24 protein-coding genes and 1 riboswitch are annotated in these 25,222 nt (G+C 60.3%); of the genes, 8 read left to right on the top strand and 16 right to left on the bottom strand.

Annotated elements, in window-relative coordinates:
- Positions 1-179: 179 nt before the first annotated feature.
- Both pbpG and QMM04_RS05610 read right to left on the bottom strand, forming a co-directional pair.
- Positions 180-1,118: a D-alanyl-D-alanine endopeptidase gene (gene pbpG / locus QMM04_RS05615; protein ID WP_282995799.1), complete on the bottom strand. Its 939-nt coding sequence runs from the start codon at positions 1,116-1,118 to the stop codon at positions 180-182.
- A gap of 224 nt (positions 1,119-1,342) precedes the next feature.
- A complete protein-coding gene (locus QMM04_RS05610; protein WP_282995798.1) occupies positions 1,343-1,930 on the bottom strand; it encodes a Yip1 family protein in 588 nt (195 codons plus the stop codon).
- Positions 1,931-2,094: 164 nt separating this feature from the next.
- Here QMM04_RS05610 and QMM04_RS05605 point away from each other — a divergent pair, with 164 nt between their 5' ends.
- On the top strand, positions 2,095-2,670 hold the full coding sequence (locus QMM04_RS05605) for a DedA family protein (protein WP_021508476.1): 576 nt from the start codon (positions 2,095-2,097) through the stop codon (positions 2,668-2,670).
- On the opposite strand, the gene QMM04_RS05600 is transcribed toward QMM04_RS05605, so the two are convergent.
- Entirely contained in the window at positions 2,667-3,446 is a 780-nt protein-coding gene (locus tag QMM04_RS05600) for an SDR family oxidoreductase (RefSeq protein ID WP_058757839.1), read from the bottom strand. The two genes, QMM04_RS05605 and QMM04_RS05600, sit on opposite strands and share 4 nt — an antisense overlap.
- 118 nt (positions 3,447-3,564) lie before the next feature.
- Here QMM04_RS05600 and QMM04_RS05595 point away from each other — a divergent pair, with 118 nt between their 5' ends.
- On the top strand, positions 3,565-5,379 hold the full coding sequence (locus QMM04_RS05595) for a glycoside hydrolase family 15 protein (RefSeq protein WP_058781285.1): 1,815 nt from the start codon (positions 3,565-3,567) through the stop codon (positions 5,377-5,379).
- Between the two features lie 199 nt (positions 5,380-5,578).
- Entirely contained in the window at positions 5,579-6,691 is a 1,113-nt protein-coding gene (locus QMM04_RS05590) for a L,D-transpeptidase family protein (protein ID WP_058775308.1), read from the top strand.
- Positions 6,692-6,789: 98 nt separating this feature from the next.
- On the opposite strand, the gene QMM04_RS05585 is transcribed toward QMM04_RS05590, so the two are convergent.
- Positions 6,790-7,815 carry a transporter gene (locus QMM04_RS05585; RefSeq protein ID WP_058769476.1) on the bottom strand — a complete coding sequence of 342 codons (1,026 nt, stop codon included), beginning with the start codon at positions 7,813-7,815 and terminating at the stop codon, positions 6,790-6,792.
- Positions 7,816-7,981: 166 nt separating this feature from the next.
- On the opposite strand from QMM04_RS05585, the gene QMM04_RS05580 reads away from it, so the two are divergent.
- Positions 7,982-9,589 carry an inorganic phosphate transporter gene (locus tag QMM04_RS05580; RefSeq protein ID WP_282995797.1) on the top strand — a complete coding sequence of 536 codons (1,608 nt, stop codon included), beginning with the start codon at positions 7,982-7,984 and terminating at the stop codon, positions 9,587-9,589.
- On the opposite strand, the gene QMM04_RS05575 is transcribed toward QMM04_RS05580, so the two are convergent.
- The 4 genes from QMM04_RS05575 to QMM04_RS05560 form a co-directional block, all read right to left on the bottom strand.
- Entirely contained in the window at positions 9,573-10,772 is a 1,200-nt protein-coding gene (locus QMM04_RS05575) for an MFS transporter (RefSeq protein WP_021508482.1), read from the bottom strand. The genes QMM04_RS05580 and QMM04_RS05575 overlap by 17 nt on opposite strands.
- Before the next feature lie 174 nt (positions 10,773-10,946).
- Positions 10,947-11,909: a tRNA dihydrouridine(16) synthase DusC gene (gene dusC, locus QMM04_RS05570; RefSeq protein ID WP_058775305.1), complete on the bottom strand. Its 963-nt coding sequence runs from the start codon at positions 11,907-11,909 to the stop codon at positions 10,947-10,949.
- A gap of 4 nt (positions 11,910-11,913) precedes the next feature.
- On the bottom strand, positions 11,914-13,320 hold the full coding sequence (gene rhlE, locus QMM04_RS05565) for an ATP-dependent RNA helicase RhlE (RefSeq protein ID WP_282995796.1): 1,407 nt from the start codon (positions 13,318-13,320) through the stop codon (positions 11,914-11,916).
- 239 nt (positions 13,321-13,559) lie between these two features.
- Positions 13,560-13,952, bottom strand: a complete 393-nt coding sequence (locus QMM04_RS05560; RefSeq protein WP_021508485.1) for a YbhQ family protein — start codon at positions 13,950-13,952, stop codon at positions 13,560-13,562.
- 176 nt (positions 13,953-14,128) lie between these two features.
- On the opposite strand from QMM04_RS05560, the gene QMM04_RS05555 reads away from it, so the two are divergent.
- The 3 genes from QMM04_RS05555 to QMM04_RS05545 are packed head-to-tail and all read left to right on the top strand — an operon-like array spanning position 14,129 to position 17,096.
- Complete coding sequence (locus QMM04_RS05555) at positions 14,129-14,890, top strand: endonuclease/exonuclease/phosphatase family protein (protein WP_021508486.1); 762 nt, start codon at positions 14,129-14,131, stop codon at positions 14,888-14,890.
- The gene (gene clsB, locus QMM04_RS05550; RefSeq protein ID WP_058757843.1) at positions 14,887-16,131 is read left to right on the top strand and encodes a cardiolipin synthase ClsB; all 1,245 of its coding nucleotides are present in this window, start codon (positions 14,887-14,889) and stop codon (positions 16,129-16,131) included. Before QMM04_RS05555 ends, clsB begins: the two co-directional genes overlap by 4 nt.
- Positions 16,131-17,096 (top strand): lysylphosphatidylglycerol synthase domain-containing protein, encoded by a 966-nt coding sequence (locus tag QMM04_RS05545; protein WP_021508488.1) that lies wholly within the window; start codon positions 16,131-16,133, stop codon positions 17,094-17,096. The genes clsB and QMM04_RS05545 overlap by 1 nt, the downstream gene beginning before the upstream one ends.
- Before the next feature lie 136 nt (positions 17,097-17,232).
- Here QMM04_RS05545 and QMM04_RS05540 read toward each other — a convergent pair whose 3' ends face one another.
- The 7 genes from QMM04_RS05540 to moaA form a co-directional block, all read right to left on the bottom strand.
- Complete coding sequence (locus tag QMM04_RS05540; RefSeq protein ID WP_021508489.1) at positions 17,233-17,940, bottom strand: Bax inhibitor-1/YccA family protein; 708 nt, start codon at positions 17,938-17,940, stop codon at positions 17,233-17,235.
- Between the two features lie 57 nt (positions 17,941-17,997).
- Positions 17,998-19,092, bottom strand: coding sequence for a DUF1615 domain-containing protein (locus QMM04_RS05535; RefSeq protein WP_104187090.1), 1,095 nt, complete (start codon positions 19,090-19,092; stop codon positions 17,998-18,000).
- An 82-nt stretch (positions 19,093-19,174) separates the two neighbouring features.
- Positions 19,175-19,627: a molybdopterin synthase catalytic subunit MoaE gene (moaE, locus tag QMM04_RS05530; RefSeq protein WP_021508491.1), complete on the bottom strand. Its 453-nt coding sequence runs from the start codon at positions 19,625-19,627 to the stop codon at positions 19,175-19,177.
- Positions 19,628-19,629: 2 nt separating this feature from the next.
- On the bottom strand, positions 19,630-19,875 hold the full coding sequence (gene moaD / locus QMM04_RS05525) for a molybdopterin synthase sulfur carrier subunit (protein WP_021508492.1): 246 nt from the start codon (positions 19,873-19,875) through the stop codon (positions 19,630-19,632).
- Entirely contained in the window at positions 19,868-20,353 is a 486-nt protein-coding gene (gene moaC, locus QMM04_RS05520; protein ID WP_021508493.1) for a cyclic pyranopterin monophosphate synthase MoaC, read from the bottom strand. Before moaC ends, moaD begins: the two co-directional genes overlap by 8 nt.
- A gap of 2 nt (positions 20,354-20,355) precedes the next feature.
- Entirely contained in the window at positions 20,356-20,871 is a 516-nt protein-coding gene (moaB, locus tag QMM04_RS05515) for a molybdenum cofactor biosynthesis protein B (RefSeq protein WP_282995795.1), read from the bottom strand.
- Positions 20,872-20,888: 17 nt separating this feature from the next.
- Entirely contained in the window at positions 20,889-21,875 is a 987-nt protein-coding gene (gene moaA, locus QMM04_RS05510; RefSeq protein WP_278706932.1) for a GTP 3',8-cyclase MoaA, read from the bottom strand.
- Positions 21,864-22,000, bottom strand: a riboswitch (molybdenum cofactor riboswitch). It overlaps the preceding gene by 12 nt.
- Positions 22,001-22,194: 194 nt before the next feature.
- Between moaA and yvcK the strand changes: the two genes are divergently transcribed.
- Complete coding sequence (gene yvcK / locus QMM04_RS05505; protein ID WP_125308377.1) at positions 22,195-23,097, top strand: uridine diphosphate-N-acetylglucosamine-binding protein YvcK; 903 nt, start codon at positions 22,195-22,197, stop codon at positions 23,095-23,097.
- A gap of 30 nt (positions 23,098-23,127) precedes the next feature.
- Here yvcK and uvrB read toward each other — a convergent pair whose 3' ends face one another.
- The gene (gene uvrB, locus QMM04_RS05500) at positions 23,128-25,149 is read right to left on the bottom strand and encodes an excinuclease ABC subunit UvrB (protein ID WP_021508497.1); all 2,022 of its coding nucleotides are present in this window, start codon (positions 25,147-25,149) and stop codon (positions 23,128-23,130) included.
- Positions 25,150-25,222: the final 73 nt, after the last annotated feature.

Raw genomic sequence — 25,222 nt, 5'->3', positions numbered from 1 at the left:
ACCGTGAATGGTCGCCAGTGTAGGACTTTGCCGTCAGGGAAACTATAGGAATGGTGGCGTAAAACATTGGTGCTAACGATAAGAAATTTTGTTCATTTATGCGCCGTTGACCGTCAGTCACGCGCCACCACAACACACGGCGCACTCCTTTGCGCCGCTACGCTGAGTAACGGGTTGCGTTACTCCTCGTCCGCACTGCTGGCAAGCTGCGACGCTTTCTGCTTTTTGTACACCAGCGCGGCCGCCGGCACCGGCGCCGCCTTGCCGGTTTCCAGCCAGTCGCGCAGGCGGTTGGCATCGGCAAAGTGGGTATATTTGCCAAACGCATCCAGCACCACCAGCGCCACCGGGCGGTTATTAATCATGGTACGCATTATCAGGCAGTGACCGGCCTCGTCGGTGTAACCGGTTTTGGTCAGTTGTATGCGCCAGTCATTTTTGTACACCAGGTGGTTAGTATTGCGGAACGGCAGCGCGTAGCTGGGGTGTTTAAACACCGCCGTCTCCTCTTTGGTGGTGCTCAGCTGACCAATCAGCGGATACTGGCGCGTGGCCCTGAGCAGCTTCACCAGATCTTCCGCACTGGAGACGTTATGCAGCGACAAACCGGTCGGCTCTACGTAGTGGGTGTGCGTCATGCCGAGCGCGCGCGCTTTGGCGTTCATGGCGCGGATAAAGGCGTCGTAACCGCCGGGATAGTGATGCGCCAGGCTGGCCGCCGCGCGGTTTTCCGAGGACATCAGCGCCAGCAGCAGCATGTTGCGGCGGCTGATTTCACTGTTGAGCTTCACGCGCGAGAATACGCCGCGCATTTCGGGCGTCTGGCTGATATCCACAGACAGCATTTCGTCCATCGGCAGCCGGGCATCCAGCACCACCATCGCAGTCATCACTTTGGTGATCGACGCGATAGGCCGCACCCGATCCGGATGGCTGGAAAACAGCACTTTGTTATTATCGAGATCGACAATCAGCGCGCTGCCGGAGGCGATTTGCGGCTGGGCAATCGGCGCCAGATCGGCCAGTTTTGCTGCGGCGGCGAGCGCCGGAGTCATCGCAGCTGGCGCGGCGACAAACAGCGCCAGCGACAGCAAAGAAATACGCATTTTTACAGACATCGTGTCAAAAAAATCCGGTGAGGAGGTTTGCGCTGTGTCGAAACACAGGCCGCCGGCGTCAGGCCTGATGCGACGCGGGCTGGCTGCGCTATCATACGCGCTCGTCTGCGAAATTTCTTAGGGAGATTGTTTCCGGGCGTTAAAAAAGGCGGGCATGACAGACACTGCCAGGCGCAGCGGGATCAGTCAGGTCGCCATGGCTGACGACCTGACCCCTATCACGGTCAGAACAAGCGTGGTCCGTAACCCCACAGAATCACCGTCAGCGCCAGCAGCACCTCGAACACCAGCACGCCAATCGCCAGCGTCGAGCCGGAGAAGCGCAGGCTCTCTTCACGGTCAATGTTGAGGAATACCGGGATGCCGACGTACAGCAGATAGCCGGTGTACATCAGCGCTAACGCTCCGGCCAGCACGCACAGCCACACCAGCGGATAGAGCGCCACCAGCCCGCTGATAAACAGCGGCGTCGCCACATAGCCGGCAAACACGGTGCAGCGCTGGATGCTGGGACGCTGCGGATAGTCGCGCGCCATCCAGTGAATGACGCGGCCCATCACCGCCACACCGCCTAAGATGATCAGGTAAAACAGAATGCCGAGACCAATACCGGTCAGCATGTTGAGTTGCACGAGCTGCCCTTCGCCCAGATTCCAGCCCAATTGCGTGGTGCCGATAAAGGCGCAGATCACCGGGATCGCCGCCATCAGCAGAACGTGATGGGTGTAGTGGTGCGAAACGCTCTCGTTTTCCTGCTTGATATCACGCATCTCCTGATTGGGATGCGCCAGAAGACCCCAGACATGATTCATACAATCACTCCTCTGATGCGACGGGCTGCCCCAGCGATCAGGCTGTCCAATGCAGGCAGCTTCAGTTCAAGTATAATCGGCGCGGCTGTTTTTGCGGCCAGCGGCACAAAAAAAGCCGCAGCCAGCTAGACTGTTAGCTGTATCGCTTACCCAGGGAGGAGCAATTGCATATCGATATCAATGGATTAATCACCCAGTACGGTTACCTGGCGCTGCTGATTGGCTGCATTGCCGAAGGGGAAACCTTTACCCTGCTGGGCGGCGTCGCGGCGCACGAGGGCCTGCTGCATTTCAGCGGCGTGGTGCTGGCGGCGATGGGCGGCGGCATTATTGGCGATCAGCTGCTGTTCTGGCTTGGCCGCCGCTATGGCACGCGCATTCTGCGGCGCTTCCGCAAACATCAGGACACCATTAAAAAAGCTAACCGGCTGATTCAGAAGCACCCCAGCCTGTTTGTGATTGGCGTGCGCTTCATGTACGGCTTTCGCCTGATTGGACCGATTATTATTGGCACCAGCCGCCTTAAGCCGCTGCGCTTTTTCGTGCTTAACGTCATTGGTGCCGCGCTGTGGGCGCTGATTTTTGTCACCCTCGGCTACTTCGCCGGTGAAATTATTACGCCGTGGCTGCACAAGCTTGATCAGCACCTCAAGCACTTCATCTGGCTGGCGGCGGCAATTGTGTTCGGCATCGTGCTGCGCTTTGTGATTCGCCGCTGGAACCGCCGCCGCGCCGGTTAACTGTGGTAACCCTTGAACTGCGGGTTGGCCAGCATGAAGCCGCCGTCGACCACGAATGACTGCCCGGTGGTGTAAGTGGCCCATTCCGAGCACAGCCACGCCACCAGACTGGCGATTTCGCGCGTATCGCCAGGGCGGCCAATCGGGATTTCCGGCATGCGCCGGCTGTGCGCCTCGCTGTTGCTCATGTCGTTCATCGGCGTAGCGATGGCGCCCGGCGCCACGGCATTCACCAGAATGTGATGCGGCAGCAGGCTCAGCGCCATCGATTTGGTCAGCCCGCCAAGCGCATGCTTGGCCGCGGTATAGGCGGCGGCGTCCGGCAGCGGCGTATGCTCATGCACCGAGGTGATGTTGATGATGCGCCCGCCGTCGCCCTGATCCACCATATGACGCGCGGCAATCTGTCCGCAGACAAAGGCGCCGTCTACGTCAACGGTAAAGACTTTGCGCCAGTCCTCAAAGGTCACATCGAGAAAATCGGCTTTGGTCATCACGCCGGCATTGTTTACCAGCACATCGATGCGGCCCAGCGAGTTGATCAGCTGCGCCAGCTGCTGCCCGCCAGCCTGCGGATCGGACAGATCGAGCTGCCGCACCTGGGCCAGCTGGCCTTTGCTCTCCACCAGCCGCGCGGTCTCCTGCGCGCCCTCTTCATCCGAGCGCCAGGTAATGCCGACGGTGTAGCCGGCCTCAGCCAGCATCACGGCGCAGCTGCGTCCAATCCCCGAATCTGAAGCGGTCACTACGGCGACTTTCTGTTTGCCCAGTGTCATAACGTTCTCCTGCCTGATGGGTGTCTTCACAGTATAGAAGTTATCGTTCTGTGCCACGTCGCAGCCGATTCTGCCGTTTCGTCTATAGTTAACAATCGGATAGCGTTCAGGAGGCAGGATGAGCAAGATTAAACGCAGAATTGACGATCACGGCGTCATCGGTGATTTACGCACCTGTGCCCTGATCGCGAACGACGGCACCATTGATTATCTTTGCTGGCCCGAACTCGACAGCCCCTCCGTGTTTGCCGCCCTGCTCGACAGCGACGAAGCCGGCCTGTTTTCGCTGGCACCGCAGTGGCAAAACGCGCGCCAGCAGCAGCTCTACCTGCCCGATACCAACATTCTGCAAACCCGCTGGCTTGACGAGGCCGGCGTGGCGGAAATCACTGATTACATGCCGATCTGCGATGAGCGCAGCAAAGTGCCGCGCCTGGTGCGGCGGGTAAAAATGATCCGCGGCACCGCCACCTTTGATCTGCGCTGCGCGCCGCGCCACGACTATGCCCGTGCCGAAACGCGCACGGAGACGCGACCAGGCGGTATCGCCTTTGTCGCCGAAGGCCAGCCGTCGCTGCGCCTGAGCGCCACGGTGGTGATGACGCGCGAACCGGACAGCGCGGTGGCGCAGTTTACCCTGCAGGCCGGTGAGCACGCCGAATTTGTGTTTGGCAACGATGACGATCCGCAGGTGCAGCATATCGCGACCGAGCGCTGCTTTCGCGATACCGTGGATTACTGGCGGCGCTGGAGCAGCCACAGCTCTTATCGCGGTCGCTGGCGCGAGATGGTGACGCGCTCGGCGCTGGCGCTCAAGCTGCTCACCTCGCACCAGCACGGCTCGATTGCGGCTGCCGCCACCTTTGGCCTGCCGGAAGAGCTGGGCGGCGAGCGTAACTGGGATTACCGCGCCTCGTGGATCCGCGATGCCTCGTTCAGCATGTACGCGCTGATGCGGCTCGGCTATGTGGAAGAAGCGCGTGACTTCACCCATTGGGTCGGCCGCTGCGTTGAGCACAGCCACGACGATACGCCGCATTTGCAGGTGATGTATCGCCTCGACAGCGGCACCGAGCTGCACGAGACCGAACTGCTCAACCTCTCCGGTTACGCCAACTCGCGCCCGGTGCGCATCGGCAATGATGCCTGGCGCCAGACGCAGCTGGATATTTATGGCGAGCTGATGGATGCGGTCTACCTTGCGAACAAATACGGCGAAGCTATCTCGCAGCGCGGCTGGCGCCATGTGTCCAGCATGATTGACTACGTCTGCGTTAACTGGAACCAGCCGGACGCCGGTATCTGGGAGATGCGCGGCGAGCCGGAGCACTTCCTGCATTCGCGCCTGATGTGCTGGGTGGCGCTGGACCGCGCACTGCGGCTGGGCATGAAGCGTTCGCTGCCGATGCCGTACGATCGCTGGGATCGGGTGCGCAGTGAGATCCGCGACGACATCTGGCAGAACTTCTGGAACGATGAACTCGGCCACTTCACCGCCACGCGCGGCGGTAAATACCTGGATGCGTCGATGCTGCTGATGCCGCTGGTGCGCTTTGTCAGCTCGACCGATCCGGAGTGGATCGCCACGCTGGATGCGATTAAAACCCATCTGGTGAGCGACGGTTTAGTGCGGCGTTATAACATCAGTGAGACGCCCGCCGATGCGCTGACCGGCGGCGAGGGCGCATTTGCCGCCTGTTCGTTCTGGTATGTGGAGTGTCTGGCGCGCGCCGGGCGGGTGCATGAGGCACATTTCGAGTTTGAAAAGCTGCTGAGCTACGCCAATCCGCTGGGATTGTACGCCGAGGAGTTTACCGCGCACGGCAACGCGCTGGGCAACATGCCGCAGGCGCTGACCCATCTGGCGTTGATCAGTGCCGCGTTTTTCCTCAACCGTAAACTGAGCGGCGAAGTGACGCTGTGGCAACCGTAAGAAAATTCACATTTTGGGCGGCGTGGCAAAGAGAATAGTCTGTGAAACGCCGCGTTTTGCGTAAAGTATCTTCAACCAGCGAAAATCCTGATTCCCATCATTGCGCCTATGCACATATAATGCGCAGCGGGTTATTCTGACCCTGATGGGTTCGACACACTGACAAGCCATGAAAATGGCCATAACGACTTGTAAAAACATGAAAAAAAGCATTCGCGCGTTCGCTTCACTCGCCCTCGTACTGGCGGCGTTCAGCCAGTCGGCCTTTGCAGTCGTCTATCCGCTGCCTCCAGCGAATAGCCGCCTGATTGGCGAAAATATTGAAATCACCGTGCCAGACGACAGCAAACTGCCGCTGGAAGCGTTTGCGGCGCAGTACCAGATGGGCCTCAGCAACATGCTGGAAGCCAATCCGGGCGTGGACGTTTACCTGCCGAAAGCAGGCACTAAAATGGTGATCCCGCAGCAGCTGATTCTGCCTGACGCACCGCGTGAAGGCATCGTGATCAACAGCGCCGAGATGCGTCTGTATTACTACCCGAAAGGCACCAAAACTGTCGTGGTGCTGCCGATCGGTATCGGCGAGCTGGGTAAAGATACGCCGGTTAACTGGACCACCGCGGTTGAGCGCAAGAAGAATGGTCCAACCTGGACGCCAACCAAAGCGATGCACGCAGAGTACGCGGCGCGCGGCGAGAGCATCCCGGCTGTGTTCCCGGCAGGTCCGGATAACCCGATGGGCCTGTACGCGCTGTACATTGGCCGTCTGTATGCGATTCACGGCACCAACGCCAACTTTGGTATCGGCCTGCGCGTGAGCCACGGCTGCGTGCGTCTGCGTGCGGACGACATCAAATGGCTGTTCGACAACGTGCCGGTCGGTACGCGCGTGCAGTTCATTGACCAGCCGGTAAAAGCCACCGTTGAGCCAGACGGTTCGCGCTACATCGAGGTTCACAACCCGCTGTCGACCACCGAAGAGCAGTTCAACTCACGTGAACTGGTGCCAATCAGCCTGACGTCCGCTGTGACCAAAGTGGTGGCCGATGCCAGCACCAATCAGGATGCCGTGAACAATGCTATCCAGGCACGTACCGGTATGCCGACCAAAATCAACGGTCAGCCGGGCGAAGCCCAGCCTGCGCCGGTGATGGTACAGGAGTCTTCTGACGCGATGCCGAAAGAAGAACCGATGACGCCGCAGGGTGCCACCGCCGTCGCGCCACAGGCCGATGCGCAGCAGCCCGCTGAAGCCGCTCCGGTTGAGCAGGCCGCGCCGGCACAGCCTGCCAGCAACGGCAACAGCCTGTAAGGGTTTGCTGTCGATGATCAAGCCAGCCGCAGGGCTGGCTTTTTTATTGCCCGATCGCCGGGATCATTGTGCGGTTGTGTCGCGGCGCAGTTGCGCGCTCAATCGTGCGGTCGGCGTAACGCCAGCCAGCCCGCCACCAGAGTAAACACCAGCACCACCAGCACTAACAGCAGAAAGCCGTGCGGATTGTTCGCCAGCGGAATGCCGCCCACGTTCATGCCAAAAAAACCGGCTACGATATTGATGGGCAGCGCCAGCACGGTGATTGAGGTGAGCAAAAACAGCGTTCGGTTGCTCTGCTCCATCAGGCGGGCAGCGATCTCCTCCTGCAGCAGGCGAATGCGCTCCATCAGGCTGGCAAGATCGTTAAGCGCTACGCTGAACTCCTCGGTGAAAATCCGCAGCTCACTGAGCGGTTCCCGGTTGAGCCAGTTTGGCGGCCGGTTAAGCAGGCGAAACAGCGCGGCCGGCTCCGGCGCCAGCAGCCGCTGGACGCGCAGCAGCATGCGGCGCAGATGGCCCAGCTCGCTGCGGTTGGCTTTGATCGCCGCGCTCAGCAGCCGCTCTTCTATCGCATCCACCGCCTGGCTGGAGCGCCGCACCACCTGCTCCAGCTGCGCTTCCTGTTCGCCGAGCAGCCACAGCAGCATCGCATCCGGCGCGCTGAAGCACAGCCGATCAATCTGCTGATGCATACGTTCAATCATGCCAACCGGGCGATAGCGCGCGCTGACCATCACCTGCGGCCGGCACCAGATCCACAACGTCGCATTTTGTGTGTTGCGCTCCTCTTTACTAAAGGTGACGTCATTCAGCACCGCCAGCAGCGCATCGTTTTGCTGCGCCAGCCGGGTGCGCGGCGAGGCCGAATGAATCTCATCGAAAAAATCGTCATCTACGCTGAAGTGGTCCTGAACCCAGCGCTCGGCGCGGGCATGATTCAGGTTAATGTGCAGCCAGAGAAAGCAGCCGTCGGGTAAGGTGTGCCGCGCCAGCTGCGCGGCCTCGCGGGCGTTGAGCCGCTGTGGCGGCGCATCCGGGTTGAACAGGTAACCGTGAATCAGTCCGGCAACTTCGTTGTTGAAGTCGGGCAGCGAGGCAAGCGGCAGAACAGGCTGGAGCATAGCGGCGTGAAGATCCCAGAGCGGTCAGATCCACAGCCTGCGACAGGTCTGTTACAGCATGATGACAGCCCGCGCTGGCATCATCATTCTGTCATACAAAACCCGTATCACACTGCAGTTAACGGGTGCCATTCGTGCATCGTTAATTCACCCCGGGGGGTGTGTTATGGCTGAAAACAGTTTCCCTGCATCATCGTCCGACCGCGGACGGCCCAATCTGCACCCGCGCAGCGGTCGCGCGTCGCGCGTGCTGTTTCTGCTGCTGCTGGTGGCCGGGCTGGTGTTCACCGGTATCAATCTGTTCAACGACGTGGAAGAGACCGGCGCGGTCGTCACCAGCTATACGCCGTTCCTGCTGCTCGGCGTGGCGCTGCTGATTGCGCTCGGCTTCGAGTTTGTTAACGGCTTCCACGATACCGCCAACGCCGTCGCCACGGTGATCTACACTCACTCGCTGTCGCCGGGCGTGGCGGTGGTGTGGTCCGGCTTGTGTAATTTCCTTGGCGTACTGCTCTCCAGCGGCGTGGTGGCGTTTGGCATTATTTCGCTGCTGCCGGTGGAGCTGATTCTGCAGGCGGGCAGCGGTCACGGCTTTGCTATGGTGTACGCGCTGCTGTGCTCGGCGATTGTCTGGAACCTCGGCACCTGGTATTTCGGCCTGCCCTCTTCCTCCTCGCACACGCTGATCGGCTCGATTATCGGCGTAGGCGTGGCGAATGCGCTGCTGCACGGCCGCAGCGGCACCAGCGGCGTCGACTGGGATCAGGCGGTTAAAGTCGGTTACGCCCTGCTGCTGTCGCCGGTGATTGGCTTCATCTGCGCCGCCGTGCTGCTGCTGGCCATGAAGGCATTAGTGCGCAATCGCCAGCTGTATCAGGCGCCGGAAGGCAATCAGCCGCCGCCAGCGTGGATTCGTGGCCTGCTGATCCTCACCTGTACCGGCGTTTCGTTTGCCCACGGCTCGAACGACGGTCAGAAAGGCATGGGGCTGATTATGCTGATCCTGGTTGGCACCATGCCGATCGCCTATGCGCTCAACCGCTCGCTGCCGCCGGAGCAAATTCCGCGCGTGGCGGCGTTAACCCAGGTGACCGAACAGCAGTTGCTGACGCTGCAGCCACCGCCCGCCGCAATGCCGGCAGCGCGTGAGGTGCTGACGGAATATGTACGCACCAGCCAGAACCGGCCGCAGGTGCTGCCGGCGCTCGGTATGATGCTCGGCGATATCGGCGAACAGATTCGCCAGTACGGTTCGGTAGAAAATATTCCGGCGCAGGCGGTCACCAATACGCGAAACGATATGTATCTCGCCTCGGAGACCATCAAGCATCTGCAATCGGCCAACGTCGCGCTGCCGGAAGAGACGGCGCGCAACCTGACGGCGGTGAAGCACGAGCTGGACGCGGCCACGCGCTTTATCCCGATGTGGGTCAAAGTGGTGGTGGCGATTGCGCTGGGTCTCGGCACCATGGTCGGCTGGCGCCGGATTGTGGTTACGGTGGGTGAGCGCATCGGCAAAACCCATCTCACCTATGCGCAGGGTGCCAGTGCGGAGCTGGTGGCGATGGCTACTATCGGTGCGGCCGATGCCTTTGGTTTACCGGTGTCGACCACCCATGTGCTGTCGTCCGGCGTGGCCGGTACCATGGTGGCCAACCGATCCGGCCTGCAGCTCGCCACCCTGCGTAATCTGGCGCTGGCGTGGGTGCTGACGCTGCCGGTATCGGTGCTGCTGTCAGGGCTGCTGTATGCGCTGTTTATTCATCTGGCCTGATAGGCTCTGAAGACTGCTGGTGCAGGCGCAGCGTAATCAGGAACGCGCCCAGCACCATCAGTGCTGCCGCCAGATACACCGACTGCATCCCCCAGTGGCCGATTAACAGCCCCGCCACGGGTCCGGTCAACCCCAGCCCCAAATCGAGAAACGCCGAATAGGTACCGAGCGCCGATCCCTGATCCTGCTGCTGTACCCGCTTCACCGCTTCCACGCCCAGCGCCGGGAACACCAGCGAGAAACCGCCGCCGGTGAGGAAGGCGCCAATATCCACCAGCCAGCTGCTGTCCGCCTGCCAGATCAGCAGCAGACCGGCGCCCTCCAGCACGAACGAGATCAGCGAGACCTGCAGCCCGCCGAAGCGCGTGATATAGCGCCCGCACGCCAGCCGCACCAGCACGAAGCCGAGGCTGAACAGCGTCAGCGCGAACGCCGCGCCGCTCCAGTCGCGACTGGCGAAATAAAGGGTAATGAAGGTGGAGATCACGCCAAAGCCGATGGTGCCAAATCCCAGCGCCAGGCCAAACAGCCAGACGCGGCTGACCACGCGATGAAACGGAATGCGCACGCCGGCGCTGACGCTGACTGCCGGTTTGCCCGAGGCCATCCAGAAGCCGATCGCCCCCATCAGCGCGACCAGACCGGCAAAGCCGCTGATGCCAAAAATCTGATTCAGCAGCACGCCCAGCGGCGCACCAATCGCCATGGCAAAGTAAGTCGCCACGCCGTTCCACGAAATGACCCGCGCAGTTTGTCGCGGGCCGACAATATTCATGCCCCACAGCGTCGAGCCGGTACTGCTGAAGCTTTCCCCGACGCCGAGAAACAGCCGCCCCAGCGCCAGCAGCGTCAGGCTCAGCAGCGGCGCACCGCTGCACAGCGCGGCAATGATCGACAGCACGCCGCTCATGCCGCAGCACACCAGCCCCATCATCACCACGCGTTTCGGGCCGTAGCGATCGGCCAGCCGGCCAGAGTGCGGTCGACTGAGCAGCGTAGCGAAATATTGCAGACTGATGATCAGCCCGGCGATAAACGAGCTGAAGCCCAGCTGGTTATGCACAAACCCCGGCAGCACCGCCAGCGGCAACCCGACGGACAGGTAGCAAAAGAAGGTGAAAACGATGACGGAGAGGATGCGTTTATTTAACTGAGCATTACTCAGTACAGCGGCGTCAGACATGGAAGATGGCGTCAGAAACGTGGTGAAAGCGAAGGTTCACTATACCGGTTAGCAGACTAAGGATCGCGGCTTTTTTTGTTATAAAACATGGCGGCAGCGCACGCTTTCACCGGGTGATCGCTGGCTTGCCCGTTAACGCGGCGGACCTGACGGTTCAGGTACCACCGCTCAGGTTCAGATGCAGGACACCTGGGCCATGCGTGCGGCATGGCGTTCGATGGCGCTGGCGATCTCGGCGGAGACACGCAGCGTGCGGATCTCGCTGAACAGGCCGTCGGCCTCTTGGTAGGCTTTGCGCAGATAGCCCAGCCACTGCTTGATGCGCGCAACGTGGTAGTTGCCGGTATCACCCTGCTTTTCCAGCTGGGTGTAGCGCAGCAGCAACTCAACCACCTGCGACCACGGCATCGGGGCTTCGTTGTATTTCACCACGCGCCCCAGGTTAGGCACATTGAGCGCGCCGCGCCCGAGCATGACCGCGTCGCAGCCGGTAATGCGCAGGCAATCCTGCGCATCCTGCCAGTTCCAGATTTCGCCGTTGGCGATCACCGGAATTGTCAGACGCTGGCGAATCTCACCAATCGCCTGCCAGTTGATGCTCTCTGCGCGATAGCCGTCCTCTTTGGTCCGGCCATGCACCACCAGCTCGCTGGCACCGGCCTGCTGCACCGCATCGGCGATCTCGAAACGCCGCGCGCCCGAGTCCCAGCCGAGCCGCACTTTCACCGTGACCGGCAGATGAGCGGGCACCGCCTCGCGCATCGCTCTGGCACCACGATAGATCAGCTCCGGATCTTTCAGCAGCGTCGCACCGCCGCCGCTGCCGTTCACCAGCTTCGACGGGCAGCCGCAGTTGAGGTCAACGCCCCACGAACCCAGCTCCACCGCGCGTGCAGCGTTTTCTGCCAGCCACTCAGGATACTGGCCCAGCAGCTGCATGCGCACGCGCGTGCCGGAGGGCGTCCGGCTGTGATGGTGCAGCTCCGGACACAAACGGTAGAAGGATTTTACCGGCAGCAGCTGATCGACCACGCGTAAAAACTCAGTGACGCACAGGTCATAGTCATTCACGCCGGAGAGCAGTTCACGTACCAGCGAATCCAGTACGCCTTCCATGGGCGCCAGTAAAACCCGCATACCGTTACGTGTTCCCGTTGCTCTTCGCTGCCGGACGACGTGAGCGCGCCGGTTTACCCGCGTTGCCTGCCGCCGGGCCGTTATTGCCCGAACGACGCGGTGCACGCGCCTCGCCCTGTGGACGCGCGCCGCCGTTACCGGCGCTGGCACGCTGACCATTGCCGCCGCTGCGGCTGCGCGGTGCGTCAGCACCCTGCCCCGGCGCGCGGCCCTGGCCACGTCCGCGCGGCTGCTGCTGACGGCCATTCTGAATCGGCTCCGCCTTGATGCTCGGATCCGGCTCAAAGCCCGGCAGCGCAATGCGCGGAATTTCCCGCTTCAGCAGGCGCTCGATATCACGCAGCAGCTTGTGCTCGTCCACGCACACCAGCGACAGCGCAGCACCGGTGGCCGCAGCACGACCAGTACGGCCAATACGGTGCACGTAATCTTCCGCCACGTTCGGCAGCTCGTAGTTGACCACGTGCGGCAGCTCTTCGATATCCAGACCGCGCGCGGCAATATCCGTCGCCACCAGCACGCGAATGCCGCCGGTTTTGAAGTCGGCCAGCGCACGGGTACGCGCGCCCTGACTCTTGTTGCCGTGGATCGCGGCGGCAGTGATGCCATCTTTATTGAGCTGCTCAGCGAGGTGGTTAGCACCGTGCTTGGTGCGGGTGAACACCAGCACCTGCTGCCAGTTGTCGCGACCAATCATCAGCGACAGCAGTTCCCGTTTGCGCTTCTTATCGACAAAATGCACCTGCTGCGACACCTGCTCGGAAGCGGTGTTGCGGCGTGCCACTTCTACCTGTTCCGGGTTGGTGAGCAGTTTTTCCGCCAGCGCTTTGATCTCGTCCGAGAAGGTGGCAGAGAACAGCAGGTTCTGCCGTTTGGCCGGCAGTTTTGCCAGCACGCGGCGAATGTCGTGGATGAAGCCCATGTCGAGCATGCGATCCGCTTCGTCCAGCACCAGGATTTCCACTTGTGACAGATCGACCGCGTTCTGGTGCGCCAGATCGAGCAGACGCCCCGGCGTGGCGATCAGTACATCGACGCCGCCGCGCAGTTTCATCATCTGCGGATTAATGCTAACGCCGCCGAACACCACCAGCGAACGCATATTGAGGTACTGGCTGTATTCACGTACGTTTTCGCCAACCTGCGCTGCCAGTTCACGGGTTGGCGTGAGGATCAGCGCACGTACCGGACGGCGACCGCGCGCCGCTGCCGGTTTTTCTGACAGACGCTGCAGCAGAGGCAGCGTGAAACCGGCAGTTTTACCCGTGCCGGTCTGGGCGCTCGCCAGCAGGTCACGACCGGCCAGCACCACGGGAATCGCCTGACGCTGGATTGGCGTCGGTTCACGGTAGCCCTGTTCTGCTACCGCACGCAAAATATCGGCATTCAAGCCGAGAGAGTCAAAAGACATGCAGGTGTATTACTCCGAACCGCCCTGATCGCGCTGCGCGATGTAGTTTTCAGGGGGGATATGACGCAGCCTCGAGGCCTGCGTGTGAAAAGGGCACAAACTACCATGCGTAAGAGCGGCAGTGTAGCAGCTTTCCGCAAGAACCGCGACCAGCAAAACGTGAGGGCGATGGGCCGCTGCGCGGTAGCGCATAAAAAAGGAGCCGCAGTGGGCTCCTCTTTTCATGCTGGCACGTCCGCTTAGCTGCGTTTTTTCTGCACGCGCTGCGGTGGCTCTTTGGCCAGCAGCGACACCAGCGCCGGGCCCACCAGCATTACCACGCCCAGACAACCAATCAGCAGATTGTTGTGAATGAAGCGTGAAATCAGGAACAGCGTCAGCATCGCCGCGCCGAAGTAGTATGTCGTCGTTACTTCTTCCAGAGAGTCACCAAAGCGGCGCAAACGGGCACTACGCTGCAGGGCCAGCATGGTGATAAACACCAGCGCATAAGCTGCCACCAGGGTACTGCTCACTTCGACCAGTGCCTTATGTTTCCAGCCCCACACCAGCGCCGCGATCACCAGCAGGTGGGTCGCAATATGCAGGCAGGTTTGACCGGTAACAATCTGAACACGATTAGACCATTTCATTCTCTTCTCCTGGCAGACCCAACAGGTCGCCCAAGTGTATCTGACCGCAGCCAGACGGATTTCCTCAATGTAAAGCAAATTTCGGATAACACCCTAATTTTCTGTCTCCAGCACCACCCATTTGTGACAAAGACTACACTTTGTTCTGTTGATGATGAAAAGGAGCGCGTCGCAGTATGCCACAAAACACGCAAGGATCTTCATTTAAAGTCCTGACGATCAATACCCATAAGGGGTTTACCAGCTTTAACCGTCGCTTTATCCTGCCGGAACTGCGCGACGCAGTGCGCGCGACCTCGGCGGATATCGTCTTTTTACAGGAGGTGATGGGCACGCACGCCATCCACTCCGCACACATTGAAAACTGGCCGGAAAATTCGCACTACGAATACCTTGCCGACACCATGTGGCACGATTTCGCTTACGGCCGCAACGCGGTCTATCCCGAGGGCCATCATGGCAACGCGATACTGTCACGCTTTCCGATCACCGAATACCAAAACCGCGATATTTCTGTCGCCGGCAGTGAGAAACGCGGCATGTTGCATTGCCAGATTAGCCTGCCGGATCGGCCGGAACCGATTCACACGTTATGCGTGCACCTCGGCCTGAAAGAGAAGCACCGTCTGGCGCAGATGCGCATGATGTGTGAACTGATTGAGTCGCTGCCACCGGATGCGCCCCTGGTGGTGGCCGGCGATTTTAATGACTGGCAGGTACGCGCTAATCGATTCTTACAGCGCGGAGCCGGTCTGCAGGAGGTGTTTAGCATGAAAAACGGTCGCCCGGCGCGCACCTTCCCGGCGCGCTTTCCGCTGCTGCGTCTCGATCGCATCTATATCCGAAATGCGTCGGTGAGCCAGCCGTGGGCGCTACCGGTGAAACCCTGGTCACATCTGTCCGATCATGCCCCGCTGGCCGTGGAGATCTTTCTATGAATTTCAGCTGGCGCGAAGGTAACCAGCTGCGGCTGCTGGAAAATGGCGATCAATTCTTTCCGCGCGTCTCCGGCGCGATTCAGCGCGCCCAGCGTACGCTGCTGCTGGAGACGTTTATCCTGTTTGAAGATGAGGTCGGTAAGGCGCTGCACCGCGATCTGCTGGCCGCCGCGCAGCGCGGTGTTAAGGTGGAAGTGATGGTGGATGGCTACGGCTCGCCGGATCTTTCCACCCAGTACATCAACAGCCTGACCGAAGCAGGCGTGCGCTTTATCTATTACGATCCGCGTCCGCTGGTGATGGGCATGCGCACCAACGTGTTCCGCCGTCTGCATCGCAAAATTGTGGTAATTGATGAGGAGATTGCGTTTGTCGGCGGTATCAATTTCTCCGCCGAGCACAACACCGATTACGGGCCGGAAGCCAAGCAGGATTACGCCGTGGAGGTGAAAGGACCGGTGGTGCTGGACATCGCACGCTATGTACAGCAGGCGATCGGCAGCGAACAGGTAACGCGCCGCTGGTGGGGCGCGCGCTCCCAGCGCCTGGCGGTGAACGCCCTGCCCGGTGATGCGCAGGTGCTGTTTGTCTACCGCGATAACGATGAGCACCGCGATGACATCGAACAGCACTATCTCGATATGCTGCGCAAGGCGAAGCAGGATGTGATTATCGCCAACGCCTACTTCTTCCCCGGCTATCGCCTGTTGCGGGAAATGCGCAGCGCGGCCCAGCGCGGTGTGCGCGTGCGGCTGATTGTGCAGGGTGAACCGGACATGCCGATTGTCAAAGTCGGCGCCGAGCTGCTGTACAACTATCTGGTGGATGCTGGCGTTGAAGTGTACGAATACTGCCGTCGCCCGCTGCATGGCAAAGTGGCGGTGCAGGATCAGCAGTGGTCAACGGTCGGTTCCAGCAACCTCGACCCGCTCAGCCTGTCGCTGAATCTCGAAGCCAACCTGATCATTCACGACCACGCCTTCAACCAGACGCTGCGCGATAACCTTGAGCAGCTGCTGGCTGCGGACTGCGTGCGCGTCGATGAAGACAAGCTGCCGCCGCGCACCTGGTGGCAGCTGACCAAGAGCGTCATCGTGTTCCATTTCCTGCGCCATTTCCCGGCCATCGCCGGCTGGCTGCCTGCCCATACGCCCCATTTGTCTCAGGTCGATCCGCCGGTGCAGCCGGAAATGGAAACCCAGGACCGGGTTGAAGCCGATAACGAAGGAGCGAAACCCTGATGAGCAAAAAGAACCCGCGCTGGCAGTTAGCGAAAAAAATCCTTACCTGGCTGTTCTTCATTGCGGTGATCGTGCTGCTGGTGGTTTACGCACGCAAGGTGAACTGGGAGGACGTGTATAAGGTCATCGTCGGCTATAACCGCTACGTGGTGCTGAGCGCCGCCGCGTTAGTGGTGGTGAGCTACCTCACCTACGGTCTGTACGATTTGATTGGCCGCGCCTACTGCGGGCATAAGCTGGCGAAACGTCAGGTGATGCTGGTGTCATTCATCTGTTACGCCTTTAACCTGACGCTGAGCACCTGGGTGGGCGGTGTGGCGATGCGCTATCGCCTCTATTCGCGCCTCGGCCTGCCCGGCGGCACCATCACGCGCATCTTTTCACTGAGTATTGCCACCAACTGGCTGGGCTACATTTTGCTTGGCGGCGTAGTGTTTGTCGCCGGCATGGTGCCGATTCCGCCCGGCTGGTTCATCGGCGAAGGCACACTACGGGTGATTGGTGCGGTCCTGCTGGCGATGGTGGCGGTTTATCTGTGGGCCTGTGCTTTCGCGAAGAAGCGCCGCTGGACGGTGAAGGGCCAGCATCTGCAACTGCCCTCGCTGCGCATGGCGCTGTTTCAGTTTGCCGTTTCCTGCGCCAACTGGATGGTGATGGGCACCATTATCTGGCTGCTGCTGGCGCGTGAAGTGGATTATCCCATCGTGCTGGGCGTGCTGTTAATCAGCAGTATTGCCGGGGTGATTATTCATATTCCGGCGGGCATTGGCGTGCTGGAAGCGGTGTTCCTCGCGCTGCTCAGCGGCCAGCATGCTTCGCACGGTGAGATTATCGCCGCGCTGCTGGCTTATCGCGTGCTCTATTTTATTCTGCCGCTGCTGCTGGCACTGGTGCTGTATCTGTGGCTGGAGAGCCGCGCGAAGCATTTACGGCAGAAGAATGAGCGCAAGATGGCGGCGCGATAAGGCGTGCCAGGTGGAGGATGAAGAACGCGTAATACATTGCGCCGCTGCGGAGAAGGTGAAACGGGCTGATAAGTACAAACCGTTCACCTGGCCGTAGCGGCGCGATTATTTTCACAGCCTTAATGGCTGGTTACTCTTAGCGACGGTTACCGAAAATCCGCAGCAGCATCAGGAACAGGTTGATGAAATCGAGATACAGCGTCAGCGCGCCCATGATGGAGAAGCGGCGCAGATTCTCTTTATCGTTAACATCAATGCCCTCACCGATGGCTTTCAGCTTCTGGGTGTCATAAGCCGTCAGGCCCACAAACACCACCACGCCGATATAGGTAATCGCCCACATCAGCGCCGGGCTTTTCAGCCAGAAATTCACCAGCGACGCCAGCAGAATGCCGATCAGCGCCATAAACAGCAGACTGCCGAAGCGGCTCAGGTCGCGTTTAGTGGTGTAGCCGTAAAAGCTCATGGCACCAAACATGCCCGCGGTAACGAAGAAGGTACTGGCGATCGACGAGTAGGTATAAACAAGGAAAATACTCGCCATTGTCAGCCCGGTCAGCGCGGAATAGAGCATAAACAGCCCGGTCGCCACGGCGCCGCTCATGCGCTGCACCATGCCGGAAAGCACGAATACCAGCGCCAGCTGCGCGATAATCAGGCCGAAGAAGGTGATGCGATTGGCAAACACCAGCTCCATGACGGCAGGCGTGCGCGCGGCAAACCACGACACAAACGCCGTCAGCAGTAAGCCGCAGGTCATCCAGCCATACACCTGCGCCATATAGGTTTGCAGCCCGGTCGACGCCTGCTGCACGATTGAACCATTACGTGGATATCGATCCATGATGCACCTCTTTAAAAGTTACTGATAACGTCAGTGTGAAGTGTACACCACCGATCGTCAACGGCGCGTCATACACTGCTGATATCGCCCGTCAACCCGCTGGGCAAACCACGCGGTGGTGAGATTACGGGTAATTTTCGGGCTCTCCAGCTTAATGCCCGGCAGCACTTCGCGCGGCAGACGTTTTCCCGCCATCTTATCGGCGAGGATAAAGGTCTGTTTCCACAGCGTGCTGTCGCTGAAGCTTTCGCTGTCGCCCTTCTCCAGATCGCGGCGAATTTCCCGCGGGCTCATGTCCAGCTGCTTCGCCAGCGTGCGCACCGCCAGTTCGGTGGCGCTCGCCTGTTCGCTGCCGTAGCGGATCAGGTCGCCGTCCAGCGCCAGTTTGATGCCGCTGGCACGCGCCACCGCAGCCTGGAACGCGGCGTTGCGGCTGGCGTACCAGCCGGCGTTGAAGTCGGCGAAGCGATACAGCGGCTGGCTGTAGTCTACCGGATAGCCCAGCAGGTGCAGCGTGCCGAAGTAGATACCGCCGCGCCGGCTAAACACTTCGCGCCGGATTGAACCGTCAATCGGGTATGGATAGCCCTGCGCATGCGCTTCGGCAAAGGCAATGCTGACCTGCATCGGCCCGCCGGTGTGGATTGGGTTGAGATTACCGAACAGCTTCTGCCCCATCGGCACCATATCGATAAAGTCATCGAAAATGGCGCTCAGCTCTTTCTCGCTGTGCACCTTATCGAGACGTGCCGCGTAGCTCTCGCCGTTGGAGGATTTGATCAGTAACGCGGTGCGCACCAGAAACGCCGGCACGTGCACGCTGGCGGCGCGGCGGTCGATCTCCGCCCAGGCGATTTTTGGCAGACCCGGCACGGTGGCATCGGCGCTGAAGTTAGATTCCTGATCGGTCACGGCGATCACCGCGCAAATGTTGCTGGCGCTGGCGTCGATGTGCTGCACGCGCAGCGCGGTGTAGATGTCGTCGGCCCAGGCCGATTTTTGCGTCACATGGGCGGGCAGCAATTGCTGAATTTGCGCTTTCACGTCAGCGGGCTGGCGGGCCGGTAGCTGCGGCTCCTTTTTGGTGCTGCATCCGGCCAGCACCAGCGCAGCCAGCAGCGCTGCGCCTCGTAATATCGTGGTGGTGTTCATCCTGCTCCCTGATAAGCCAGCAAAAACCGTACCTTACCGTTTTCGTGGTCTGGCGGCTATCAGCGCGGGCGGATTTTGCGCGCTAGTTCCAGCGTTCAGCGGCCTGGTGGTCGCTGTCGCGGGCATCGACCCAGCGATCGCCCTGCGCGGTGGCTTCGCGCTTCCAGAACGGCGCGCGGGTTTTCAGGTAATCCATGATGAATTCACTGGCGGCAAAGGCGCTGCCGCGATGGGCGCTGCTGACGCCGACGAACACGATCTCATCACCAGGGAACAGTTCGCCTACGCGATGAATCACCGTCACCTGCTGCAGCGCCCAGCGCTGACGCGCATCCGCCACAATCTCTGCCAGCGCTTTTTCCGTCATGCCGGGATAGTGCTCCAGCGTTAGCGCGGCCACGCTGTCGCCGAGATTATGGTTGCGGACTTTGCCGGTGAAGGTGACGACCGCGCCGTCGCTGTCATGCGCCGCCAGCAGCGCATACTCGTCGCCAACGTTAAATGGTGCGCTGCCGACGCGAATTCGGGTTGTCATGCTCAGCCTCCGGTAACCGGCGGGAAGAACGCCACTTCATCGCCGGCGCGCAGCGGATGGTTCATCGGCACCAGCGTCTGATTCACCGCCGCCAGCAGCTTGCCGGACTCCAGCGCCAGCGCCCAGCGATCGCTTTTCTGCGCCAGCGCAGCGCGCAGCGTGGCGACGTCAGCGTACTCTGCCGCCAGATCCAGCGCGGCGGTGCCGGTCAGTTCCCGCACCTGGGCAAAAAACAGCACCTTAATCATGGCGCACCGCCCGGAAATCACCGGATTTACCACCGCTTTTGCTCAGCAGTCGCAGCTGGTCGATGACGATATCTTTCTGCACCGCTTTGCACATGTCGTAGATGGTCAGCGCCGCGACCGAGGCGGCGGTCAGCGCTTCCATTTCCACGCCGGTTTTGCCGCTCAGGCGACAGCGCGAGGTAATGCGTACGCGGCTGTGCTCCGGCTCAGCCACCAGCGTCACCTCGACTTTGCTCAGCATCAGCGGATGGCACAGCGGAATCAGTTCCCAGGTGCGCTTCGCCGCCTGAATACCGGCAATGCGTGCGGTGGCGAAAACATCGCCTTTGTCATGGCTGCCGTCGAGGATCATTTGCAGCGTGGCCGGCTGCATTAACACCAGGGCTTCCGCCTGCGCTTCTCGCACGGTGTCAGTTTTGCCGGAGACGTCCACCATGTGGGCTTCGCCGGCCGCGTTGATATGGGTTAACGAGGACATGCTTATAACTTCTTCAAATGTGAGACAAAATTACACGGACGCGTACGCGCATCCAGCTGGGCTTCAATGATCCGCTCCCATGCGCTGTGGCAGGCACCGGTTGAGCCCGGCACGGCAAACAGCAGCGTCTGGTTGGCCAGACCGGCCACCGCGCGTGATTGCAGCGTCGCGCTGCCGATCTCCTCGTAGGAGATCATGCGAAACAGTTCGCCAAAGCCGTCAATTTCCCGATCCAGCAGCGGCAGCAGCGCTTCCGGCGTACTGTTTTTACTGTTAAAGCCGGTACCGCCGTTAATCAGCACCACCTGCACATCTTCACTGGCGATCCAGCGCGACACCGTGGCGCGGATGCGATAACGGTTGTCCGGGACGATGGCGTGATCAACCACCTGATGCCCGGCTTCGGTCAGCGCCTCACGCAGATAGTCGCCGGAGCTGTCACTGCTGGCGTCGCGGCTGTCAGAGACGGTCATCACCGCCGCATTTAAGGCGACAAAATCGCCGGAAGGTTTACCCATGGCCGTAACTCCTGTGTTTAGCCACCAATGAAGGAGAGGTTCTGCGTGATGCCGGTATTGCCCTGATGCAGGAAATGCGTCTGCTTTTTCTGCCCGAGGCTGTGAGCGATGCGCGCCTGCAGCTCGGCCTGCTGATCGTCGGAGGCCAGCAGATCGCGCAGCGGCACGCCGCCGTCGCCAAACAGGCACAGATGCAGGTTACCGATCGCCGATACGCGCAGGCGATTACAGCTGGCGCAGAAATCTTTTTCATACGGCATGATCAGGCCAACTTCACCCTGATAATCCGGATGGCGGAACACCTGGGCCGGGCCATCGCTGCGGCCGCGCGGCTGGCGCTGCCAGCCCTGCATGATCAGCTGATCGCGAATCAACTCGCCGGACACATGATGACGGCGGAACAGATCGCCGCCCTCGCCGGTTTCCATCAGCTCGATAAAGCGCAGCTGAATGGGCCGGGTGCGGATCCATGCCAGAAAGGTCTCCAGACTGTGGCTGTTGACGTCGCGCATCAGCACGCTGTTGACTTTAACGGTGCTGAAACCGGCATCAAAGGCCGCATCAATCCCCGCCATGACTTCATGAAACTTGTTCTGCCCGGTAATGGCGTGAAACTGCCGTGCGTCGAGGCTGTCGACGCTGACATTGATATGGGTGAGGCCTGCCGCACGCCAGGCGCCGACATCGCGCGCCATGCGGTAGCCATTGGTGGTCATAGCGATCTGGCGGATCGCCGCGTTGTCGCGCACGGCGGCAATGATATCGGTGAAGTCGCGCCGCATCGAGGGTTCGCCGCCGGTCAGGCGCACTTTTTCGGTGCCCGCCGCCGCAAAGGCACGCGTCACGCGACGAATCTCATCCAGCGAGAGAAAACTTTTGTTGTGCACGCCGTTCGGCCGGTAGCCGTCGGGCAGGCAGTAGGTACAACGGAAGTTACACACATCCGTGACCGACAGGCGCAGATAATAAAAGCTGCGCGCATAGGCATCTGTAAATTGTGGCACCTGAACACCTTTCCAAAGTACGGGAGATGCAGTCATTTCTTTCTGCACCCTGGCAGCTCGCGGCTGCGGCCAGGCATCCATATCACACGACTTAGGAACGCAAGGCTTGGGAGTCTGTTGTCATTGTGGACAACACGGTTAAAGCAAATGGTAGCGCGATTTGACGCTCGCATCCATCGGCATTTATCGCTATATATATTGATACATAACGTTATTTCACCGCATTTTCGCGACAGGATACGGTAAAATGCGCGACAGATATTGATACACATCAGTTGAACGCCGTCTGCACCTCACGTGCGGCGTTTTAAGGAGCAGCATGAATCGTACCCTGGCAGATTTGGATCGCGTGGTGGCACTCGGCGGCGGCCACGGCCTTGGCCGCGTGATGTCGGCGCTGGCGCCGCTGGGCTCACGCCTGACCGGCATCGTCACCACCACCGACAACGGCGGATCCACCGGCCGCATACGCCGTTCAGAAGGCGGCATTGCCTGGGGCGACATGCGCAACTGCATTAATCAGCTGATCACCGAACCCAGCGTGGCCTCTGCCATGTTCGAGTATCGCTTTACCGGCAACGGCGAACTGGCCGGGCATAATCTGGGCAATCTGATCCTGAAAGCGCTCGATCATCTCAGCGTGCGTCCGCTGGAAGCCATCAACATTATCCGCAACCTGCTGAAGGTGGATGCGTTTCTGATTCCGATGTCAGAGCAGCCGGTGGACCTGGTCGCGCAGGATAGCGAAGGCAATATGGTGTACGGTGAAACGGCGATTGACGAAATGAAGCAGGCGCCGGAAGAGCTGATGCTGCACCCCAATGTGGTGCCGACGCGTGAAGCGCTGGACGCCGTCGCCGAGGCCGATTTGATCCTGATTGGTCCCGGCAGCTTTTACACCAGCCTGATGCCGATTCTGCTGATGGAGGAGATGGCACGCGCGCTGCGCCGGACGCCCGCCACCATGGTGTTCATCGGAAATCTCGGGCGCGAACTGAGTCCGGCGGCGGCCAGCCTGACGGTCGCCGACAAGCTGGCGATGATGGAAAAAGCCATTGGCAAACGGGTGATTGACGCTGTAGTGGTCGGCCCGTCAGCAGACACGCGCGGCGTCACTGATCGGTTGATCGTGCGCGAACCGCTGGAAGCCGCCGATATCCGCTATCGTCACGACCGCCAGCTGCTGCGCCGCGCGCTGGAACATGCCATTCAGGCGGTTTAGCCGGCGCGCAACGCGACCGCCGGCTTCACATTAAGAGGCGGCGATAAACAGTTCACGCAGCTCGTGCAGCTGGTCGCGCACCCGCGCGGCCTCTTCGAACTCCAGGTTCTGCGCGTGCTGCTGCATCTGCCCTTCCAGCTCGTGGATCTTCTTCTGCATGGCCTGTGGCGTGAGCGCCAGATAGCTGGCCTCAGCCTCGGCGGCAGTGCGTGAAGCCGTTTTACCTTTGCCGCGCGTTTTCACCACGTTTTTGCCCAGCTCAAGAATATCGGTGATTTTCTTGTTCAGGCCCTGCGGCACAATGCCCCGCTCTTCGTTATAGCGCTGCTGCTTCTCGCGGCGGCGCTCGGTCTCTTCCATCGCCCGCGCCATCGACGGCGTGATCTTGTCTGCGTAGAGAATCGCTCTGCCGTTGACGTTACGCGCTGCGCGTCCGATGGTCTGAATCAGCGAGCGCTCGGAGCGCAGGAAGCCCTCTTTATCGGCGTCCAGAATCGCCACCAGCGACACTTCCGGCATATCCAGCCCTTCGCGCAGCAGGTTGATCCCCACCAGCACGTCAAATTCCCCGAGACGCAGATCGCGAATGATCTCCATACGTTCAACGGTATCAATGTCGGAGTGCAGATAACGCACCTTCTCGCCGTGCTCTTCAAGATACTCGGTGAGGTCTTCGGCCATGCGCTTGGTCAGCGTGGTGACCAGCACGCGCTCGTTGATTTCGACGCGCTTGCGGATCTCCGACAGCAGATCGTCGACCTGGGTCGCCACCGGACGCACCTCAAGAATCGGATCGAGCAGACCGGTAGGCCGCACCACCTGATCGATGACGTCGCCGCCCGATTTCTCCAGCTCGTAGTTACCTGGCGTGGCCGAGACATAAATGGTCTGCGGTGCCAGCGCTTCAAACTCTTCAAAGCGCAGCGGACGGTTGTCCAGCGCTGACGGCAGGCGGAAACCGTACTCCACCAGCGTCTCTTTACGCGCGCGGTCACCGCGATACATGCCGCCAATCTGCGGAATAGTCACGTGGGATTCATCGACCACCAGCAGCCCATCCGCCGGCAGGTAATCAAACAGCGTCGGCGGCGGCTCGCCCGGTCCGCGCCCGGAGAGATAGCGCGAGTAGTTTTCAATGCCCGAGCAGTAGCCGAGTTCGTTCATCATTTCGAGGTCAAACTGGGTGCGCTGGGTGATGCGCTGCTCTTCCAGCAGTTTGTTGTTCTCCAGCAGCACTTTGCGCCGCACCGCCAGCTCATCCTTAATCTCTTCCATCGCCTGCAGAATACGCTCGCGCGGCGTCACATAGTGCGTCTTCGGGTAGATGGTGAAACGCGGAATCACCGAGATCACCTGGCCGGTCAGCGGGTCGAACAGCGACAGGCGCTCAACCTCTTCATCAAACAGTTCAACGCGCAGACCAATGTCATCGGATTCCGCCGGGAAGATATCGATTACTTCGCCGCGCACGCGGAAGGTGCCGCGCTGGAAAACCTGGTCGTTGCGGGTGTACTGCAGTTCGGCGAGGCGGCGCAGGATGCTGCGCTGGTCGATGATCATGCCGCGCGTCAGATGCAGCATCATTTTCAGGTAGAGATCGGGATCGCCCAGGCCGTAGATAGCAGAAACCGACGCCACCACAATCACGTCGCGGCGCTCCAGCATCGCTTTAGTGGCAGAGAGACGCATCTGCTCGATGTGCTCGTTTACCGCCGCATCTTTCTCGATGAAGGTATCCGAACTGGGCACGTAGGCTTCCGGCTGATAGTAGTCGTAGTAGGAGACGAAGAACTCGACCGCGTTATCCGGGAAGAACTCTTTCATCTCACCATACAGCTGTGCCGCCAGCGTTTTATTCGGTGCCATTACCATGGTCGGCCGGTTGAGATCGGCAATGACGTTGGCGATGGTAAAAGTTTTTCCTGAACCGGTAACCCCCAGCAGCGTCTGGTGCGCCAGTCCATCCTCCAGCCCTTCTTCAAGGCGACGAATCGCCTCAGGCTGATCGCCTGAAGGTTTGAAAGCGGAGTTGAGTTTAAAGGCTTTACTCATGGTATTACGGTTCCTGCTGAAGAAGTCGGCGGGCAGGCTGGTAATTCTACTCTGCTATGGCGAATTTGCCAGA

The sequence above is a fragment of the Pantoea sp. Pa-EAmG genome, from assembly GCF_030024295.1.
Lineage (GTDB): Bacteria > Pseudomonadota > Gammaproteobacteria > Enterobacterales > Enterobacteriaceae > Pantoea > Pantoea dispersa.
This window is presented reverse-complemented; position numbering and strand designations above follow the sequence as displayed.

What these genes read in the sequence shown, in the direction of transcription:
- QMM04_RS05560 (WP_021508485.1), bottom strand. Translation starts at nt 13,952, where the DNA reads ATGAAATGGTCTAATCGTGTTCAGATTGTTACCGGTCAAACCTGCCTG.
- QMM04_RS05540 (WP_021508489.1), bottom strand. Translation starts at nt 17,940, where the DNA reads ATGGATCGATATCCACGTAATGGTTCAATCGTGCAGCAGGCGTCGACC.
- moaC (WP_021508493.1), bottom strand. Translation starts at nt 20,353, where the DNA reads ATGTCCTCGTTAACCCATATCAACGCGGCCGGCGAAGCCCACATGGTG.
- QMM04_RS05585 (WP_058769476.1), bottom strand. Translation starts at nt 7,815, where the DNA reads ATGCTCCAGCCTGTTCTGCCGCTTGCCTCGCTGCCCGACTTCAACAAC.
- QMM04_RS05555 (WP_021508486.1), top strand. Translation starts at nt 14,129, where the DNA reads ATGCCACAAAACACGCAAGGATCTTCATTTAAAGTCCTGACGATCAAT.
- yvcK (WP_125308377.1), top strand. Translation starts at nt 22,195, where the DNA reads ATGAATCGTACCCTGGCAGATTTGGATCGCGTGGTGGCACTCGGCGGC.
- pbpG (WP_282995799.1), bottom strand. Translation starts at nt 1,118, where the DNA reads ATGTCTGTAAAAATGCGTATTTCTTTGCTGTCGCTGGCGCTGTTTGTC.
- QMM04_RS05545 (WP_021508488.1), top strand. Translation starts at nt 16,131, where the DNA reads ATGAGCAAAAAGAACCCGCGCTGGCAGTTAGCGAAAAAAATCCTTACC.
- clsB (WP_058757843.1), top strand. Translation starts at nt 14,887, where the DNA reads ATGAATTTCAGCTGGCGCGAAGGTAACCAGCTGCGGCTGCTGGAAAAT.
- QMM04_RS05535 (WP_104187090.1), bottom strand. Translation starts at nt 19,092, where the DNA reads ATGAACACCACCACGATATTACGAGGCGCAGCGCTGCTGGCTGCGCTG.
- dusC (WP_058775305.1), bottom strand. Translation starts at nt 11,909, where the DNA reads ATGCGGGTTTTACTGGCGCCCATGGAAGGCGTACTGGATTCGCTGGTA.
- rhlE (WP_282995796.1), bottom strand. Translation starts at nt 13,320, where the DNA reads ATGTCTTTTGACTCTCTCGGCTTGAATGCCGATATTTTGCGTGCGGTA.
- QMM04_RS05575 (WP_021508482.1), bottom strand. Translation starts at nt 10,772, where the DNA reads ATGTCTGACGCCGCTGTACTGAGTAATGCTCAGTTAAATAAACGCATC.
- QMM04_RS05600 (WP_058757839.1), bottom strand. Translation starts at nt 3,446, where the DNA reads ATGACACTGGGCAAACAGAAAGTCGCCGTAGTGACCGCTTCAGATTCG.
- uvrB (WP_021508497.1), bottom strand. Translation starts at nt 25,149, where the DNA reads ATGAGTAAAGCCTTTAAACTCAACTCCGCTTTCAAACCTTCAGGCGAT.
- QMM04_RS05610 (WP_282995798.1), bottom strand. Translation starts at nt 1,930, where the DNA reads ATGAATCATGTCTGGGGTCTTCTGGCGCATCCCAATCAGGAGATGCGT.
- moaD (WP_021508492.1), bottom strand. Translation starts at nt 19,875, where the DNA reads ATGATTAAGGTGCTGTTTTTTGCCCAGGTGCGGGAACTGACCGGCACC.
- moaB (WP_282995795.1), bottom strand. Translation starts at nt 20,871, where the DNA reads ATGGGTAAACCTTCCGGCGATTTTGTCGCCTTAAATGCGGCGGTGATG.
- QMM04_RS05590 (WP_058775308.1), top strand. Translation starts at nt 5,579, where the DNA reads ATGAAAAAAAGCATTCGCGCGTTCGCTTCACTCGCCCTCGTACTGGCG.
- QMM04_RS05595 (WP_058781285.1), top strand. Translation starts at nt 3,565, where the DNA reads ATGAGCAAGATTAAACGCAGAATTGACGATCACGGCGTCATCGGTGAT.
- QMM04_RS05580 (WP_282995797.1), top strand. Translation starts at nt 7,982, where the DNA reads ATGGCTGAAAACAGTTTCCCTGCATCATCGTCCGACCGCGGACGGCCC.
- moaE (WP_021508491.1), bottom strand. Translation starts at nt 19,627, where the DNA reads ATGACAACCCGAATTCGCGTCGGCAGCGCACCATTTAACGTTGGCGAC.